This is a genomic window from Desulfosporosinus sp. FKB, from assembly GCF_002196705.1.
Taxonomy (GTDB): Bacteria; Bacillota; Desulfitobacteriia; order Desulfitobacteriales; family Desulfitobacteriaceae; genus Desulfosporosinus.
Map to the genome: position 1 here is coordinate 74,465 of NZ_NADJ01000026.1, position 14,559 is coordinate 89,023.

Consider the following 14,559-nt stretch of genomic DNA (forward strand, 5'->3'; position numbering starts at 1 on the left):
CGTCACCTCGGCGTTTCTAGACACTCATCCGTTTTTCTGGCAAAGAAATAGTGGGACGTTCCCAAAGGCATGACCGCAATATCAACATCGCCGTATCCGGTTTGGAGCAATAAAGATCTAATTTCCTCTGTGGTGGGAAGTCCCTCGAAGCCCTGATGGCAGGCCAGAAAGAAGCTCATAAGATTTTGGGGAAGATGAGTCCGAAAGACTCGAACGGGAGAGCCCTTGCGTACTGCTGTTAATATCCCTACTTGGCCGCCCGGCTTTAAAAATTCTCTAATGCTTCCCAGAAGTTGAATTCGTTGTTCCTGGGTGAAGAAGTGGATACTATTGTTAAGCAGACAAAGATCGAAGTTGCCTAATTCCAGGAGAGACTCTTTCTGCTGGTCAACTAACGAGAAAATATCCTTACACAGAATTCGAATTCTTCCGTCAGATTCTTTAACTTTTTCCTGCGCTCTTTCAGCAACGGCGGGATTCATTTCAATACCTACTCCGCATAGATCTGAAAATTCGCTGCTTAAAATCTTTAAATAGCGTCCTTCCCCACAGCCCAGATCCAAAACACTCTTCCATTGTTCTTTTTGGCACTTACTGCGCAAGTAGGGCCAGACGAATGGTTCAGAGACGATGGACGCTTTGGCAATCAGTTCTTCCATTTCGTTCTCTAACGTTAATTTTGCACGTTGTTTGGTAATCAGACGAGGAAGTTCTGCAAAGCCTAAGGTCCAATGCTCTATGAGTTCCTTATATAAGGCCTCTAAGCCAAGGTTTCTATATTTATTAATAGCTTTCGCTAATTTCGTCGATTGAAAAAGATCGTTCTTCTTGGTTAGCAGTTCCATATAGTGAGCTTGTTCTAACCAATGATCTAACAAGATTTCGTCCCACTCCGGATGCATGATCATAAGTTCTTCTAAACTTCTTGCTGTTTCCATCTCCGCCCAGAGATTCAGCTCTAAGCCGGTTTGAACCACCCACAAAAAACCAAGGTATTCCATCATACTGGTAGTTTTCGCAAGCAATGACAACATACTTACGTCCAAGCGTCTCACTCCTCTATACTTTTCCAAGCAGATCGTTTCTTCGTTCTAAACGCAGAGGTCTTTCCTCTCAAAAACATAACAGGCAAGGGTCAAAAAGGCTGCTGAAAGGGTCATTAATGACACGATTTGCCAAGCCGGCGTGTCTCCTTCCAGTACTTCTTGAGGACGAAACCAACCAAAAATCGTAAGATGTTTAACCCAGGAAAAGCGATCGTCAAGACTCGAAAAAATATCGAAAGCATACCCGGTAAACGTTAAGCAGGCAGCGCTCAGAATAACGTATTCTTCATTATTAAAAAGGGTTGAAAAAAATAAACTATAGGAGCCTACGGTGAGAAACAGCGCAATGGCCAGGACTCCCAGTCTGAGATAAGCTTTTTTTGCCAACGATAAGGCAAATAGTTTTGCCTCTGCCCATATCCCCAGCTCCGTCAGAAGCACCATAAGAACCAATCCACTGATGAGTACCGCAGCCTGGGTTGAAAAAACCTGCAAACGTCCTGCAGGAGAGGACAGCAAATAAGCCATTCCACCCTCGGAAACGTAGTGGGCTATTAATTCGTTAGCCGTACTTATGGTGTAAATCCCCATAACCAGGACCCAAACCTGCCCGAAGCATTGACTGGCGGCAAAAGACTCGAAACGGCTGAGAGCATAATCTGAAGTCAACCTAAAAACTCGCGCCAATTTCGGCAAGTTCTGAGATAGTTTAGCCATACTACTCGACTGAGACAAGGTCGGAAAAACCCCAATCAACAAAAGATTATAAAGGGACAGACCCAAAGCATAGCTGCAGGTTTTTTTACCTTGTCTTTTAAACATGGCTCGAAATAATGCTCTGTTCAACCTCCTCCCCCCTTTCATAGAACTGCATAAATGCTTCTTCTAATTCCGTCATCCTCTGCAAAAAATCCTTAACCTGAACTTGAGCTAAAACCTTTAAAAGCGGATTTATATCACCCTGAATTTCAACAGAAACTTGATTATCACCGATTCGGTCAGCTTTTAAACCGCTCTCACAGATAAGTTGAGCCTGTTCAGGGGTTTCAAGCGTAATTTCAAAAGTCCGGCGTTGTTCCTGCCGCAGTTTTTGAATTCCTTCGACAGCAGCCAACTCTCCTGCCCGAATGATCCCAACCCGGTCACATGTCCGTTCTATCTCCGGAAACATATGTGAAGAAATTAAGATGGTTTTTCCACGGTCCTTTTCCTCTAAAACTAAATCAATAAATACTTTTTGCATCAGGGGATCGAGACCGGAGGTAGGTTCATCCAAAATTAAAACCTCAGCATCCAACATCATCGTGTTAATAATCCCTAATTTTTGTTTCATCCCTTTGGACATTTTTTTGATAGGCTGTTTTAAGTTAAGATCCAAGCGCTCAGCTAAAGCATCGCGCCGCCTTGAAAAAACGGGACGGTTTCCATGCATTCCCGCCATTAAATTTAAAAACTCAAGACCGGACATTTCTTTGAGAAAATTCATTTCTCCGGGAAGATATCCCACGAAAGCTTTAACCTCCTTGGCCTCTTCCCAACAATCCAGGCCCTTGATCCGAGCAAATCCAACATCCGGTTTAAGAAAGCCCATCAAATGGCGGATCACTGTGGTCTTCCCCGCACCATTGGGCCCTAACAAACCAAATACTTCCCCCTGTTGAACATGAAAGGTGACATCTTTAAGCCCTGCAATATGATTTGAGATTGCCTTTCTATTCTTTGGCCGAACTTTCGTATAAACTTTCGACAATCCTTTAACCTGAATCATGGTTTAACACCTTCTTAGACCTAAATACTTTTTGAACCAATCTTTAAGGCTCCACTGCTCCCGAAGCCAAAAACGTCGTAATGGTTTAATTAATTCCGCTAAACTCATGGAAGGATCGAGTTCATGAATGACTCCTTCAAGGGTTAACAGCGATTTACCCAAGAGGATAAACTCAGGAGGAAATTCAAGCTCATATTGAAAAGCCAAGTTCATACAGTCGTTAATGGCCTGCCGCAAATCCACTTGGCCAAAGGGAACGTCCAAATGTCTTCGCTGTATTTCCGCAAGGTCCTGACATAAGCTTGCAAAGTCCACCCTTTTAGAAGAAACTGCCAAACGCATTAAAGACCCGGCCATGGCCTTAGAATTACGCCGTCTTAAGGCCAGGATTACATTCAATAATTGTCGTTTTAAACGCGGATTCAAAACTCCTACAATTCCAAAATCGATAAATCCGATTCTTCCTCCGGATAAAACGATAATGTTTCCGGGATGGGGGTCCCCATGAAAAAAACCGTCTCTTAAAATTTGCAGGAGTAATGCCCGACCTAAAAGCTCAGCGATTGTTCTGCCATCATAAAGAGTTAAGATTTTTTGCCGCTCATTAAGTTTTATTCCCTCGAGATAGGACATAGTCAGAACCTTTTTGGTTGTATGAGTCCAAAAGATTTGCGGAAAAATTACTTGCGGATCTTTGCTGAATCCTTGAGCCATCCTCTCAGCGTTTTTGCCCTCCGCTAAATAATCCTGTTCTTCTTGCAGCCATCTCGAAAATTCCGCAAGCATTCCTCGGAGGAAATAGCGTTTTAAGTTTGGAAAGCGGTACTCCACGACAGGAATGATTTCTCTCAGAATTTCCAAATCCGTTTCAATGACTCCCGTATCGGGACGCTGGACTTTAACGGCAACCAGTTCACCGGATTTCAGACGGCCGACATGGACTTGGCCAATCGAGGCCGATGCCAGGGGAGAAGGGGTAATGTCCTGAAAAAGTTCTTGGATTGGAGCTCCTAACTCCTGCTCAATGGTCCGGCTTATAAGAGCAAAGGGAACCTGAGAAACCCTGTCTTGAAGCTGCTCCAACTCATGAACAATGGGTATGGGGATAATATCCGGACGTGTGCTCGCGAACTGACCGAGTTTTATAAACGTTGGACCTAGCTCGCTCAAAACTCGACGAATCCGCTGGCCGAGATGGGCCATGACAACTTCATTTTTTCCCTGATTTTTTAGTCCCCTGCTTTCGAAGAGAATAAAGCCAAATCCATGGCGAATCAGCACGGAAACAATCTCTTGATATCGGCCAAAATGCTGAAAAATCATTTCAAGCACGGGAAAAGCGCTCCTTTTTAACCTTCCTCAACGTCATAATCTATAATATTCCAAGATACCCAATTATGACTCTTTTTCTAGCCTGCACTAGGTATCATAGTTCTCACAATCATTTCAAGGAAACAAACAAACTATCCAGACCAAGATCTTCATTGCTAAGAATCCAGTCAGGATAGTATTGTTTTTGATCTTTAACTCAAAAACCCAAAAACGACCGTTTGGGAGTATATATGATCTGGTATCGTTGTAAGGCCCGAATAGCGGTTAAAGCCGTTGTCAGGGGTTCCTCATAATTCCAGCCCTTAGCATAGATTCCGCGGTAAGACGGCTGAAAGGAACCATTGTCTTTCTGCGCGCTGAGAAGGTTTTGGATGCCCTTATCCATGACCTCCTTGGGCACGAATCGGCTATACCTCCATAATCCCGATAAGGCCAACCCCGTCTCCACAACCGAGCCCCAGTCTCCTTGATTCTGAGCTTTGAGCAGAAACTCCAATCCCTTTTTGCGAGCCACTTGAATATTGCGCGGAATTGTCCAGCGTTCCCAGCTAATTCTCCATTTGCTAAGAAGTTCAAGAGCCTGAGCCGTGCTGTAGACTCTCCCCTCAAACCAAGATCCCGGAAAGGCTCCCTGCTTATCCTGCTGAGAAATCAGCCAATTAAGTCCTCGCCAAATTGTTTCATCTTGCCCTCGAGAGGAACCCCATAACGCTTCCAAAACATGAATCGTCACATCAACACTTGAAATATAGACAGGAAATTCCGAAGAAATAGCGGGGGGTACTCCAGTAAAGCTGGGAAATGTTCCCCAGCTCCCATCAGAATTTTGCAGTCTTCTCAGCAGCTCTACACCCTGCTTATTCTGCTTTCCAAGCATCTGATGATAAGCCATTAAGGCAACAGAGGTATCGTCCAGATCAGGATGAGTATGTGGAGGAGTGCTTCCGTAACTCCCGTCGGAATTCTGCCCTTGCTTAAGATAATCCATCGCCTGAGAAAGCCAAGGATACGTTTCATTCCTTTTCATCTGTTCGCCAAAAACACAAACTGCCCAGGCTACCGCCCAGACCTTAAGCTGATCGAAGGCCGGCCAGCCGCCGCTGGAGTACTGCTTGGAAACTAACCATTGCCCTGCTTTCTCCGCTCGTTTACTGTTGCCGCCCCGCCGCAGGAGAGCCAAGATACCTAAACTTGTAGCCACAATATCCTCAGCCCAGGAACCATCAGACATTTGCGTTTCCAGAAGATATTGGATTCCTTGGCTGATTCCCTCTGGAGAATCGGAAGCGAGAATTGATGCTGCAACAACGACCGGGCGACCATAGAGAGGTAATTTGGCCAAAACATGGTCTTGAAGAATATTGGGAAGCAAGATTTCTTCCGGTGTAGGTCCTTCTAAACCAGGCACCACCCTTTGCCCTAACGATAATATCATCTCAGAAAATTGCCGGGCCTGAGATAAAAGCCGGATTTTAGCTCTCCAGCCCCCCTCACTTCCTTGTATAACTGAATTGACGATCTGAGTTATTTCCGGATCCGGCTGGTCGCCGGGAAATTTCCCCCAACCTCCGCGGCGATTTTGCCATAGCCACTGAACTCCTTGCCTTTGGGCGCTTTCAAACCCTCTTCCTATTGCCAGAAGGGCAAGAGCGGCGAGGGCTGAAGCTCCCGGACTTGGAGATACTCCGTGCATTTCATCAAGATTTCCTGTTACGATTTGTTCTATGCCCTCAGCTACATAGCTCCTGGCTTTAGCAAGACATTCGTTAACATCACCTTTTAGCTCCATAGCACCCTCTCCTTTAAAGCATCCCATAATATGATTTATGTTTGGAGAGGGATAATCGTTCCAATAGTCTTCTTTTCCTTTACTTATGTAGAAACATTGGATTTAGGTAACTCCTTAAGCGAGCTATTACTAAAGGTATCAATAATAAAAAAAGGTTTTTCAGTCTACACCGAAAAACCTTTTTCAAAATTTATTCCTTCTTAACTTCTTAAACTAATTAATTTCTTAAACTTATTAACTTTTATTTACGCACTTGATTACATTGTTGTATTTATAGTTCTTCATTCAACGTAAGACTCCCACCACTACAAGTGGAAGTGGTTCCCATACCGAGTTCACTTCTTAATTTGCAATTTCGCTAAAGCATCTGCTAAGGCTGTATTTTTTAGAGTTTCATCATTTTGCTTTTTCAAATAGGCGTGTACTTCTTTTTTATTGCCGGTACTCTTTTCAGCCTCTTTTCGTTTCTTAAAAGCAGAAAGTTTTTCCCGGTAGCCGCAGACACATACGAACAATTTATTTTCGCCCTCTCCCCGAATCTCCATTTTCTTGTGGCATTCCGGGCAGCGCGCATTAGATATTTGGGAAATAGCCTGCCTGTAACCACATTCGCGGTCTTGACAGACGTACATTTCCCCTTTCTTGCCCTTCACCTGTAAGAGGAACTTACCGCAATCAGGACACTTTGTTCTAGTTAAGTTATCATGTTTAAAGGATTGAGTGCTGCCGTTGACTGTAGCAACAAGCTGAGTGGCGTACCCCCGCATTTCCTTTATGAATGTCTGAGCATTTGCCCGCCCTTTGCTTATCTCATTTAATTGTTGTTCCCATTGGGCGGTTAACTCCGGTGATTTAAGTTCCGGAGGAACTAAGTTAATCAATTGAATCCCTTTGGACGTCGGCATAATTTCCTGGCCCTGCCTGCTCATATAAAACGAGTTAAAGAGCTTTTCAATGATCTCGGCCCTTGTTGCCGGGGTGCCCAGGCCATGACTTTGATCCATAACCTCTCTCAGCTGCCGGTCTTCAATCATTTTGCCGGGATGTTCCATGGCAAAAAGTAAGCTGGCTTCCGTATGTCTTGACGGAGGCTTTGTTTTCTTGGCTTCCAGATGTATTGACAAATTCTTCAGTGTATCACCAAGGCTAATTTGGGGTAAGGTCTGCAATCTCTGATCTTCCCCTTCATCCTCATCCTCTACCCCTGGGTAAGTCGAATAGACATCTTTCCAGCCTTTTTTGAGGACAATTCTCCCCTTTGTAGTAAATATTTCGCCATTGACTCTCACCTTTACGGTCGTTTGCTGATATTCAAAGGCCGGCGAAAGTACAGCCAAAAACCTGCGCACGATTAAATCATAAATCTTAAGTTCTTCTGAACTAAGTCTATTCAACATAGCAGGCTGTTCTGTGGGAATAATTGCATGGTGATCCGAAACTTTAGAGTTATCGACAAAACGTTTGGTAATGTTGAGTTTATTTCTTAAGATTCCTCGAGCCAAATTCACGTAAGAACCCTGGGCAACACTTTTCAAGCGTTCAGATAGTGTCGGTACGATATCCTCACTGATATAACGCGAATCTGTGCGCGGATAAGTCACCAACTTATGATTCTCATAAAGCAGCTGCATGATGTTCGACGTTGTTTTGGCAGAAAAGCCATATTTTCGGTTAGCATCCCGCTGTAGTTCCGTAAGATCATAAGCTAGGGGGGGCAGCTCTTTCTTGGCCTCTTTTTTTACGTCAACAATTTCTCCGACGTGACCCTTTACTTTCGTTAAAATCTTATCCGCCTTTTGGGAGTCAAAAATGCGGGTTTGCCCATTCTGGCCCTGCCAGCGCAGGTCAAAGGTTCCTGTGGAGGCAACCACCGACCAATATTCTTGCGGAACAAATTCCTTGATTTCTCTTTCCCGTTCAACGACCATAGACAAGGTAGGCGTTTGGACTCGGCCGGCTGAAAGTTGGGCATTGAACTTACATGTCAACGCGCGGGTAACGTTTAAGCCCACCAGCCAATCGGCTTCTGCACGGCATTCTGCTGCCGAATAGAGCGCGTTAAAATCTTTACCGGGCCGTAATTGTTTAAAACCGTCCCTGATTGCCTTCTCGGTCAGAGATGAGATCCACAACCGTTGAATGGGTTTGCGCCAGCCGACTTTCTTGATAATCCATCGTGCCACCAGTTCACCTTCACGCCCTGCATCAGTGGCAATAATCAGCTCATCCACTTCCGGACTTCTCATTAAACTCTTAACAGCCCCAAATTGTTTGGCAGTTTCTTTGATGACCACTAATTCCATTTTCGACGGCAGCATAGGGAGATCTTCAGCTCTCCAAGTTTTGTAGCCGGGATCATAGACTTCAGGGTCAGCAAGGGTTACCAAATGCCCTAAAGCCCAGGCGACAATAAATTTTGCTCCTATAAGGCAACCATTTCCCTTCTGGGAACAGTTTAAAATTTTAGCCACTTCGCGGCCAACGGAAGGTTTTTCAGTTAATACTAAGGTTTTCCCCATGTCATACTCCTTTTATTGAGCAACATCTATCCATTGTCCACAGGTTAGTTTCTGCAGAGCATCCACTGTTAATTTAATGGCCGTATTGGGTTCACCGGCCGCAGGAAACACATGAGTATAGGCTTGCAGTGAATAATCCAAATAGACCGGAATAGGTTTCTTTAAGCCGAAGGGACAAACACCGCCGACCGGATGCCCGGTGACACTTATTACTTCTTCAGCCTCAGGCATCTTAGCCTTTGCCGCAAAGACGTCTTTAAATTTCCTATTATCCAAACGTTTATCGCCAGCCATCAGAATCATAACAAATTGCTCTTTAGTTTTAAAGAGCAAGGATTTAGCGATTTCTCCGGGGGTTACCTTTAAGGACTCAGCCGCTTTAGCAACGGTGCTGGTATCTTCAAAGGTTAAGATTTCAATATCTTGCTTGTTCTCTTTTAAGAACTCCTTGACCAGTTCAACAGACATAACTTCCTCCTAATATTCGGCGACACACAAATCTTCATTCAGGCAAACGATGGCTTTAGCATACATTTTCCGATCAATGACAAATTGCATATTGACCTGCCGTAAGGACTGGGCGACACATTTGATATTAATATCATTTTTAGCCAAAGCGTTTGCTGCCCGTGCAAGAATTCTTGGCATCGCGATATTTGAACCAATAACGCAGACGATAGCAGCCTCTTGAACTGTTACAGTCTGATAGTTTTCTTTCAGCTCTGCAACCAATTGATCATTGAGATCTGATTCCCAAATTACAAGTGAAATACTATTGGCATTAGTCGCTTTGGTAATATAACTAATATTGTGTTCCTTAAACTTCTTCATAATTTCATAGTCGAAGCCAATCTCCCCGACCATTAATGTGTCATGAATCTCCAAGACTACAATCTTGTCAGAACCAGCGACGATTTCTATTCTGGCTTTGGGGCCAATATAATCCTTGGAAATGAGGGTTCCTGGATGGCTCGGTTCAAAGGTATTCTTGATGCGCAAGTTAATTCCAGCCATTTCTAAGGGTTTGGAAGCATTGGGATGAATGGCCTCCATTCCGATATCTGCCAGCTGATCGGCAACGTCATAATTCGTCTTGCCAACGGGAATAGCCTTTTCAACTCCAACAATCTTAGGATCTGCTGAGGAAAGATGAAACTCTTTATGAATAATCGCTTCATTGGCTTGTAAATGCGTAGCAATCTTGGAAAAGGTAATTTCCGAATAACCTCGTTCATATTGCCGCATAATTCCCTCGACTCCTTTAGTATAGCCTGTCGCCACGATGATGGCGTCAAAGGGATTAACATTCTTAAACGTTCTTTCGATACGCTCGCTGAATGAAAGCTGCTTCGAATCCCTGAAACCGGTGAGGTCCACAAGTTCGGCACGAATTCCCCGATTACGAAGAATATTAACCGTGTTAAAGGCCGAATGGGCTTCTCCGATGGAAGCCAATAGTTCCCTGGCCGCCGATAAGATACTTCCCCGCTCGACATACCCTGAAGCAATAATATCTTCCATACTGCTCAGATAAGCTTTGGTCTGATTAATTCGCTCCAGTAAGAAATCACGGCAGACTTGATAGTCCAAACCAATTTCCACAAAGGATTCGTTAATCTGAAGCATCCGTTCTAATAACTGATTTATGGAAGTTTCATAGTCTTCCCCTTTAATAAAATGTTGGTAAACTCCAGGCGCTTTGGTTTTTTTATCTTCTAACAGCCAATTCGTTACCCCGGCATAAGCAGAGACGACAAAGACTCTGCCGTAGTGAAAGCCTTCTGAACCCGGATAACCAATAATGTCATTAAGCACATTTTGAAATTGAGACATCGATGTGCCACCAATTTTTTCTACAGTTAACATAGTTAATGCTGAACCCCTCTTCTTAATTCTAAAATACAGAAATCCCAATTTTAAGACTATATGATAACAGTCGTATCTTAGTTATACCTCGATCAGCGACAATTGTCCACCTTAATACATGCTCCCCTGATAGTACTACTGTTCTGACCATACTCATTTTTCCTTAATCAAAGGAGTAGTCCCCTTGAAATCTTGTTTTCAAGAGTATACGCTATAACTATTAATTCCAAACGGCGAAAGAAGGGAAGTAGGTCTATGAAATACCGTAAATTTGGCAGTTTAGATTATCAAGCTTCAATTCTGGGATTTGGCTGTATGCGTCTCCCTACCCTGAATGGAGATCCCAGTAAAATCAATGAGCCGGAAGCGATCTCCTTAATCCGTTATGCTATCGACAACGGAGTTAACTATATTGATACGGCTTATCCCTACCATCAAGGGCAAAGTGAAGTATTAGTAGGAAAAGCGCTGCAAAACGGTTACCGGGAAAAAGTTAAGCTTGCTACGAAGCTTCCTCTTTTTCACTGCCAAAGTCGTGAAGACTTTGACCGCATCCTCAACGAACAATTGAAAAAACTTCAAACGGACCACATTGACTTCTATCTTTTGCACGGCCTTAGCAAAGCCACCTGGGAAAAGGCCAAGAGCTTTGACTTTGCAGACTTTCTCAAAAAGGCTTTGGCAGATGGACGAATAAACTATGCTGGATTTTCCTTTCATGATAAGTTCCCGGTTTTTCAGGAAATTGTCGACGCCTACCCTTGGACCTTCTGTCAAATCCAATATAACTACATGGATACGGAGTTTCAAGCGGGTAATAAGGGACTAAAGTATGCGGCAGAAAAAGGGCTCGCCGTCATCGTTATGGAGCCTCTGAAGGGCGGCAAACTCGTTAAAAATCCTCCGTCTTCCATACTTAAACTCTGGGACAAGGCGGAGGTCAAACGGTCGCCAGCTGAGTGGGCATTGCGCTGGGTTTGGAACCATCCTGAAGTGACCTTACTCTTAAGCGGGATGGGCACCAAGGAGCAAGTTGAAGAGAATTTGCGCCTGGCGGGCATTTCCGAAGCCAATTCCCTAACGGACAATGAACATCAATTAATAGACGAAGTTAGAAAACAATACTTATCCTTAAACAAGGTTGACTGTACGGCCTGCGGCTATTGCCAGCCCTGTCCTTCCGGTGTAAATATTCCCAACAACTTCGCCCTTTATAATGACGCCCATATATATGATGATTTTGGTTCCTCCCGTTTTGCGTATAACACCTTCTTTACCCCGGAAAGTAAAGCTTCCGCCTGTATAGAGTGCGGTGCCTGTGAAGAAGTCTGTCCTCAGCAGCTTCCCATTCGAGAACACTTGAAGGAAGTCCAAAAAGCCTTTGAGCCAAACCCCTCTTAAGATTAAAAATATAAGGGTTGTAACAGATTCGGAAAATGAACCTGTTACAACCCTTTTCTATTTTTAAAAAACCTCTGATTTGATTCATTTAACATTTAATAATAAGATGTTAAATTCATAACATTATAAGCCCTAAACTTACTGACTTTCGAAACTGCGGCTTGAATTAGCCAGAATAAACAGCGGCTGCCGGAGATAGTCCACCGGATAAAGATCATCTCTTGCGGAAATTAAAGCCATGACTCTAGCCACATTGGAAAGGGGATCCAGCGAAAGAATAACAAAGGCATCTTTCTCTGCAGTTAAGGGATAAATAACGTTGTCCTTGTTTAAAACATCAAGATAAGCATCCAGCGTCAGCACTCTAAAATCTTGATTCCGCCAGCGCACATCGTAAAGCTTAAAGGCCTGATGAGCCACAAGGGGCAAGAGGATGTCTTCTGTTAAATAAAGTTCAATCCCCATCATATAACCTTCACTATCAAGATCATTCCAATATTCGCAATGAAACACATTATTGACTGCCTCTCGATAGGTCTTTACCGACAAGCGCATCTGATTTAAAAGTTGGCCCATGCCCGGCCATTTTATTCTTGGTATACTGAGACTTTCGATGTCGTAATATAATCCAATGTCGCTTTCCTCGAGGGTATACTCAACAGTTGTATCATTGGGCATCAAGTAAATATAGCCCATTTGCATATTGTTGTCACATGTGATAAGCATAGCACATCTCCCCCCAAAGCTTCGTATTGTAGCTTGTCTACCTCTTCTACATATAGGCTCATTTATCCTGCAATAGAAGCAGCGACATTATCCTGATGATTTAACAAGATACACAAAAAAACGGTCTTGATCCTCTCTATAAAGAGTAATTTCGACCCATCTTGACGAAGAGATTTAATTTCCTATGCGCCTTCTCTCGTCTTCAGGATGATATGGGACACTCGTTACTAAAATACTCTTCCTAAGAAGCAGCATAACCTTAAGTAATTGTCCTGTTTGATTATGCAAAATGTTATGCCACAGTTTTACAGGTACATATTCCGGAATCGCAACGGTTATGGTTTCAAATTCCCCTTTCTTCTCAACGTTATCAACGTAATTCAAAAAATCGTGAACAACTGCCCTATAGGGAGATTCAACAATTTCCAAGGGAATTTCAATGTGGTGTTCTGCCCAATGCTTCAGCAGCTTTTCCGTTCGTTTGGGATCGGAGGCAATATGAACGGCAGAAACTTGAGGCGTTAAGGCATAGGCATACCTTAATGTTTTAAGCACTATTAGGTTCAGATCATATACCGGCACAATAATTTTATTTTTATAGTCTGTAAGCTCCACATTCTCCCTTCGTTGTTTTACTTTCATCACGTAAGTGTGGAATTCAACTGTAGCTTCCCGGGTAACCTCGATGTTTTGAATTTCCCCTCGATAAACACGGTTAATACCCCGAAATATGAAAACCAGCAAAGGCATAATCAACAAAATAATCCAAGCGCCTTGGGTAAACTTAGTCGTTATAAAAACTATTAAGACCAGAAAGGAAACAATGCCTCCAAAGCTAAAAACAGCGAAGTCTGACTTCCACTTCATTCCTTTCTCCTGCCAAGTATTTTTGGCCAGACCGGCGCCCGTCAAGGTGAAGGAAATAAATACACCAATAGCGTAGAGGGGAAGCATCATATGAGTATCCCCTTGAAAAATAATGATGAGAAAACTGGAAACAAAAAATAAGGTCCAAATACCTACACTATATACTAATCGGTCCCCCAAATTTTTAAAATACCTGGGCGTAAATCCATCCCGTGCCATTAAACTCAATAAAATAGGTAGTCCTGCATAAGGTGTGCTTGAAGCAATAATTAGTATGGCCGCTGCAGTCCCCATGAGTACAAAATAAGGAATTGTTCGTCCAAAGATGATGATACCCAATTGATTTAAGATGGTATTCCCTTCCGAAGGCTCAAGCTGATATGCACCCGCTAAATAAGTTAAACCGATTAATCCTGCTGACACAATAACTGCAAGGATAAACAAGGTATGAATAGCTCGCTTTTGAGCAGGATTTTTAAAGGCTGTTACTCCATTGCTTACAGCCTCAAAACCCGTCAAAGCTGTTGTTCCGCCGGCAAAGGCCCGCGCCAAAATAAACCAGGTCATCTCGCCGGCAGAGGATGCTGCCTGATGCCCAGTTGCTGCGGCAGCAGGTGTCACCCCATGAGTAAAAATCTCTGTCAGTCCGGTTCCGATTAAAAGTGCCAAAGTTAAGATATAAAGATATACAGGGACAGCAAATAGTTTAGCGGATTCTTTTAAGCCTCTCAGATTAACCCAAGCCATAAAAATAATGACAAGACAATCAGCAATGACTTTATGGGGAGTGGGAGCAAGCCAGGGAAAAATCCCAGTCAGGTTTTCGATCGCCGAGCTGACGCTGACGGCAACCGTCAGGACATAATCCAAGGTCAAACTTGCCCCGGCGATCAGGCCATAGGTATCACCCAAATAAGCCTTGGCAATCGTATAGGATCCACCGCCTTCCGGATATTTCTGGATCGCTTTACGATAAACCAGGAAAATACTGATGACTAAAAGTACAATGGTAAATGAGACTTTTAAAATATAGGCAAACCCCAATGAACCGGCAAGCAGGAGGATATATAAAATCTCATCAGGAGCATACCCCTGAGACGAAATAATATCCGACCCGAAAACCGGAATTCCTCCGCTAACCCCAACTTTTGCCTCCTCAGCATTATGCGTCGCCAAAGGATGACCGAAAATTGCTGTTCTAATTTTAAGCCATACCAACTTGTTAGTATTTGCCATTTGTCAAAT

General features: G+C 43.5%; 11 protein-coding genes. 1 reads left to right on the forward strand and 10 read right to left on the reverse strand.

Going from position 1 to position 14,559, the window contains the following annotated elements; genetic code table 11:
* Nucleotides 1-2 precede the first annotated feature (2 nt).
* The 8 genes from B5Y67_RS07935 to B5Y67_RS07970 form a co-directional block, all read right to left on the reverse strand.
* Nucleotides 3-1,046 carry a class I SAM-dependent methyltransferase gene (locus B5Y67_RS07935; protein WP_088225914.1) on the reverse strand — a complete coding sequence of 348 codons (1,044 nt, stop codon included), beginning with the start codon at nucleotides 1,044-1,046 and terminating at the stop codon, nucleotides 3-5.
* Between the two features lie 45 nt (nucleotides 1,047-1,091).
* On the reverse strand, nucleotides 1,092-1,892 hold the full coding sequence (locus tag B5Y67_RS07940) for an ABC transporter permease subunit (RefSeq protein WP_242975904.1): 801 nt from the start codon (nucleotides 1,890-1,892) through the stop codon (nucleotides 1,092-1,094).
* Nucleotides 1,861-2,814, reverse strand: a complete 954-nt coding sequence (locus tag B5Y67_RS07945) for an ABC transporter ATP-binding protein (RefSeq protein WP_088225916.1) — start codon at nucleotides 2,812-2,814, stop codon at nucleotides 1,861-1,863. The genes B5Y67_RS07940 and B5Y67_RS07945 overlap by 32 nt, the downstream gene beginning before the upstream one ends.
* A gap of 3 nt (nucleotides 2,815-2,817) precedes the next feature.
* Nucleotides 2,818-4,137 (reverse strand): AarF/UbiB family protein, encoded by a 1,320-nt coding sequence (locus B5Y67_RS07950; RefSeq protein ID WP_242975906.1) that lies wholly within the window; start codon nucleotides 4,135-4,137, stop codon nucleotides 2,818-2,820.
* A 205-nt stretch (nucleotides 4,138-4,342) separates the two neighbouring features.
* A complete protein-coding gene (locus B5Y67_RS07955; RefSeq protein ID WP_088225917.1) occupies nucleotides 4,343-5,935 on the reverse strand; it encodes a prenyltransferase/squalene oxidase repeat-containing protein in 1,593 nt (530 codons plus the stop codon).
* 335 nt (nucleotides 5,936-6,270) lie between these two features.
* Nucleotides 6,271-8,454 carry a DNA topoisomerase III gene (locus B5Y67_RS07960; RefSeq protein ID WP_088225918.1) on the reverse strand — a complete coding sequence of 728 codons (2,184 nt, stop codon included), beginning with the start codon at nucleotides 8,452-8,454 and terminating at the stop codon, nucleotides 6,271-6,273.
* A 12-nt stretch (nucleotides 8,455-8,466) separates the two neighbouring features.
* Nucleotides 8,467-8,922: a YbaK/EbsC family protein gene (locus B5Y67_RS07965; RefSeq protein WP_088225919.1), complete on the reverse strand. Its 456-nt coding sequence runs from the start codon at nucleotides 8,920-8,922 to the stop codon at nucleotides 8,467-8,469.
* Between the two features lie 9 nt (nucleotides 8,923-8,931).
* Nucleotides 8,932-10,320, reverse strand: a complete 1,389-nt coding sequence (locus B5Y67_RS07970) for an aspartate kinase (RefSeq protein WP_088225920.1) — start codon at nucleotides 10,318-10,320, stop codon at nucleotides 8,932-8,934.
* A 255-nt stretch (nucleotides 10,321-10,575) separates the two neighbouring features.
* On the opposite strand from B5Y67_RS07970, the gene B5Y67_RS07975 reads away from it, so the two are divergent.
* Nucleotides 10,576-11,721, forward strand: a complete 1,146-nt coding sequence (locus B5Y67_RS07975; RefSeq protein WP_088225921.1) for an aldo/keto reductase — start codon at nucleotides 10,576-10,578, stop codon at nucleotides 11,719-11,721.
* 138 nt (nucleotides 11,722-11,859) lie between these two features.
* On the opposite strand, the gene B5Y67_RS07980 is transcribed toward B5Y67_RS07975, so the two are convergent.
* The gene (locus tag B5Y67_RS07980) at nucleotides 11,860-12,447 is read right to left on the reverse strand and encodes a hypothetical protein (protein WP_088225922.1); all 588 of its coding nucleotides are present in this window, start codon (nucleotides 12,445-12,447) and stop codon (nucleotides 11,860-11,862) included.
* A gap of 174 nt (nucleotides 12,448-12,621) precedes the next feature.
* A complete protein-coding gene (locus B5Y67_RS07985; RefSeq protein ID WP_088225923.1) occupies nucleotides 12,622-14,550 on the reverse strand; it encodes an APC family permease in 1,929 nt (642 codons plus the stop codon).
* Nucleotides 14,551-14,559: the final 9 nt, after the last annotated feature.

Coding starts and splice junctions, on each gene's coding strand:
- B5Y67_RS07985 (WP_088225923.1), bottom strand. CDS start 14,550: ATGGCAAATACTAACAAGTTGGTATGGCTTAAAATTAGAACAGCAATT.
- B5Y67_RS07965 (WP_088225919.1), bottom strand. CDS start 8,922: ATGTCTGTTGAACTGGTCAAGGAGTTCTTAAAAGAGAACAAGCAAGAT.
- B5Y67_RS07960 (WP_088225918.1), bottom strand. CDS start 8,454: ATGGGGAAAACCTTAGTATTAACTGAAAAACCTTCCGTTGGCCGCGAA.
- B5Y67_RS07970 (WP_088225920.1), bottom strand. CDS start 10,320: ATGTTAACTGTAGAAAAAATTGGTGGCACATCGATGTCTCAATTTCAA.
- B5Y67_RS07950 (WP_242975906.1), bottom strand. CDS start 4,137: ATGATTTTTCAGCATTTTGGCCGATATCAAGAGATTGTTTCCGTGCTG.
- B5Y67_RS07955 (WP_088225917.1), bottom strand. CDS start 5,935: ATGGAGCTAAAAGGTGATGTTAACGAATGTCTTGCTAAAGCCAGGAGC.
- B5Y67_RS07980 (WP_088225922.1), bottom strand. CDS start 12,447: ATGCTTATCACATGTGACAACAATATGCAAATGGGCTATATTTACTTG.
- B5Y67_RS07975 (WP_088225921.1), top strand. CDS start 10,576: ATGAAATACCGTAAATTTGGCAGTTTAGATTATCAAGCTTCAATTCTG.
- B5Y67_RS07945 (WP_088225916.1), bottom strand. CDS start 2,814: ATGATTCAGGTTAAAGGATTGTCGAAAGTTTATACGAAAGTTCGGCCA.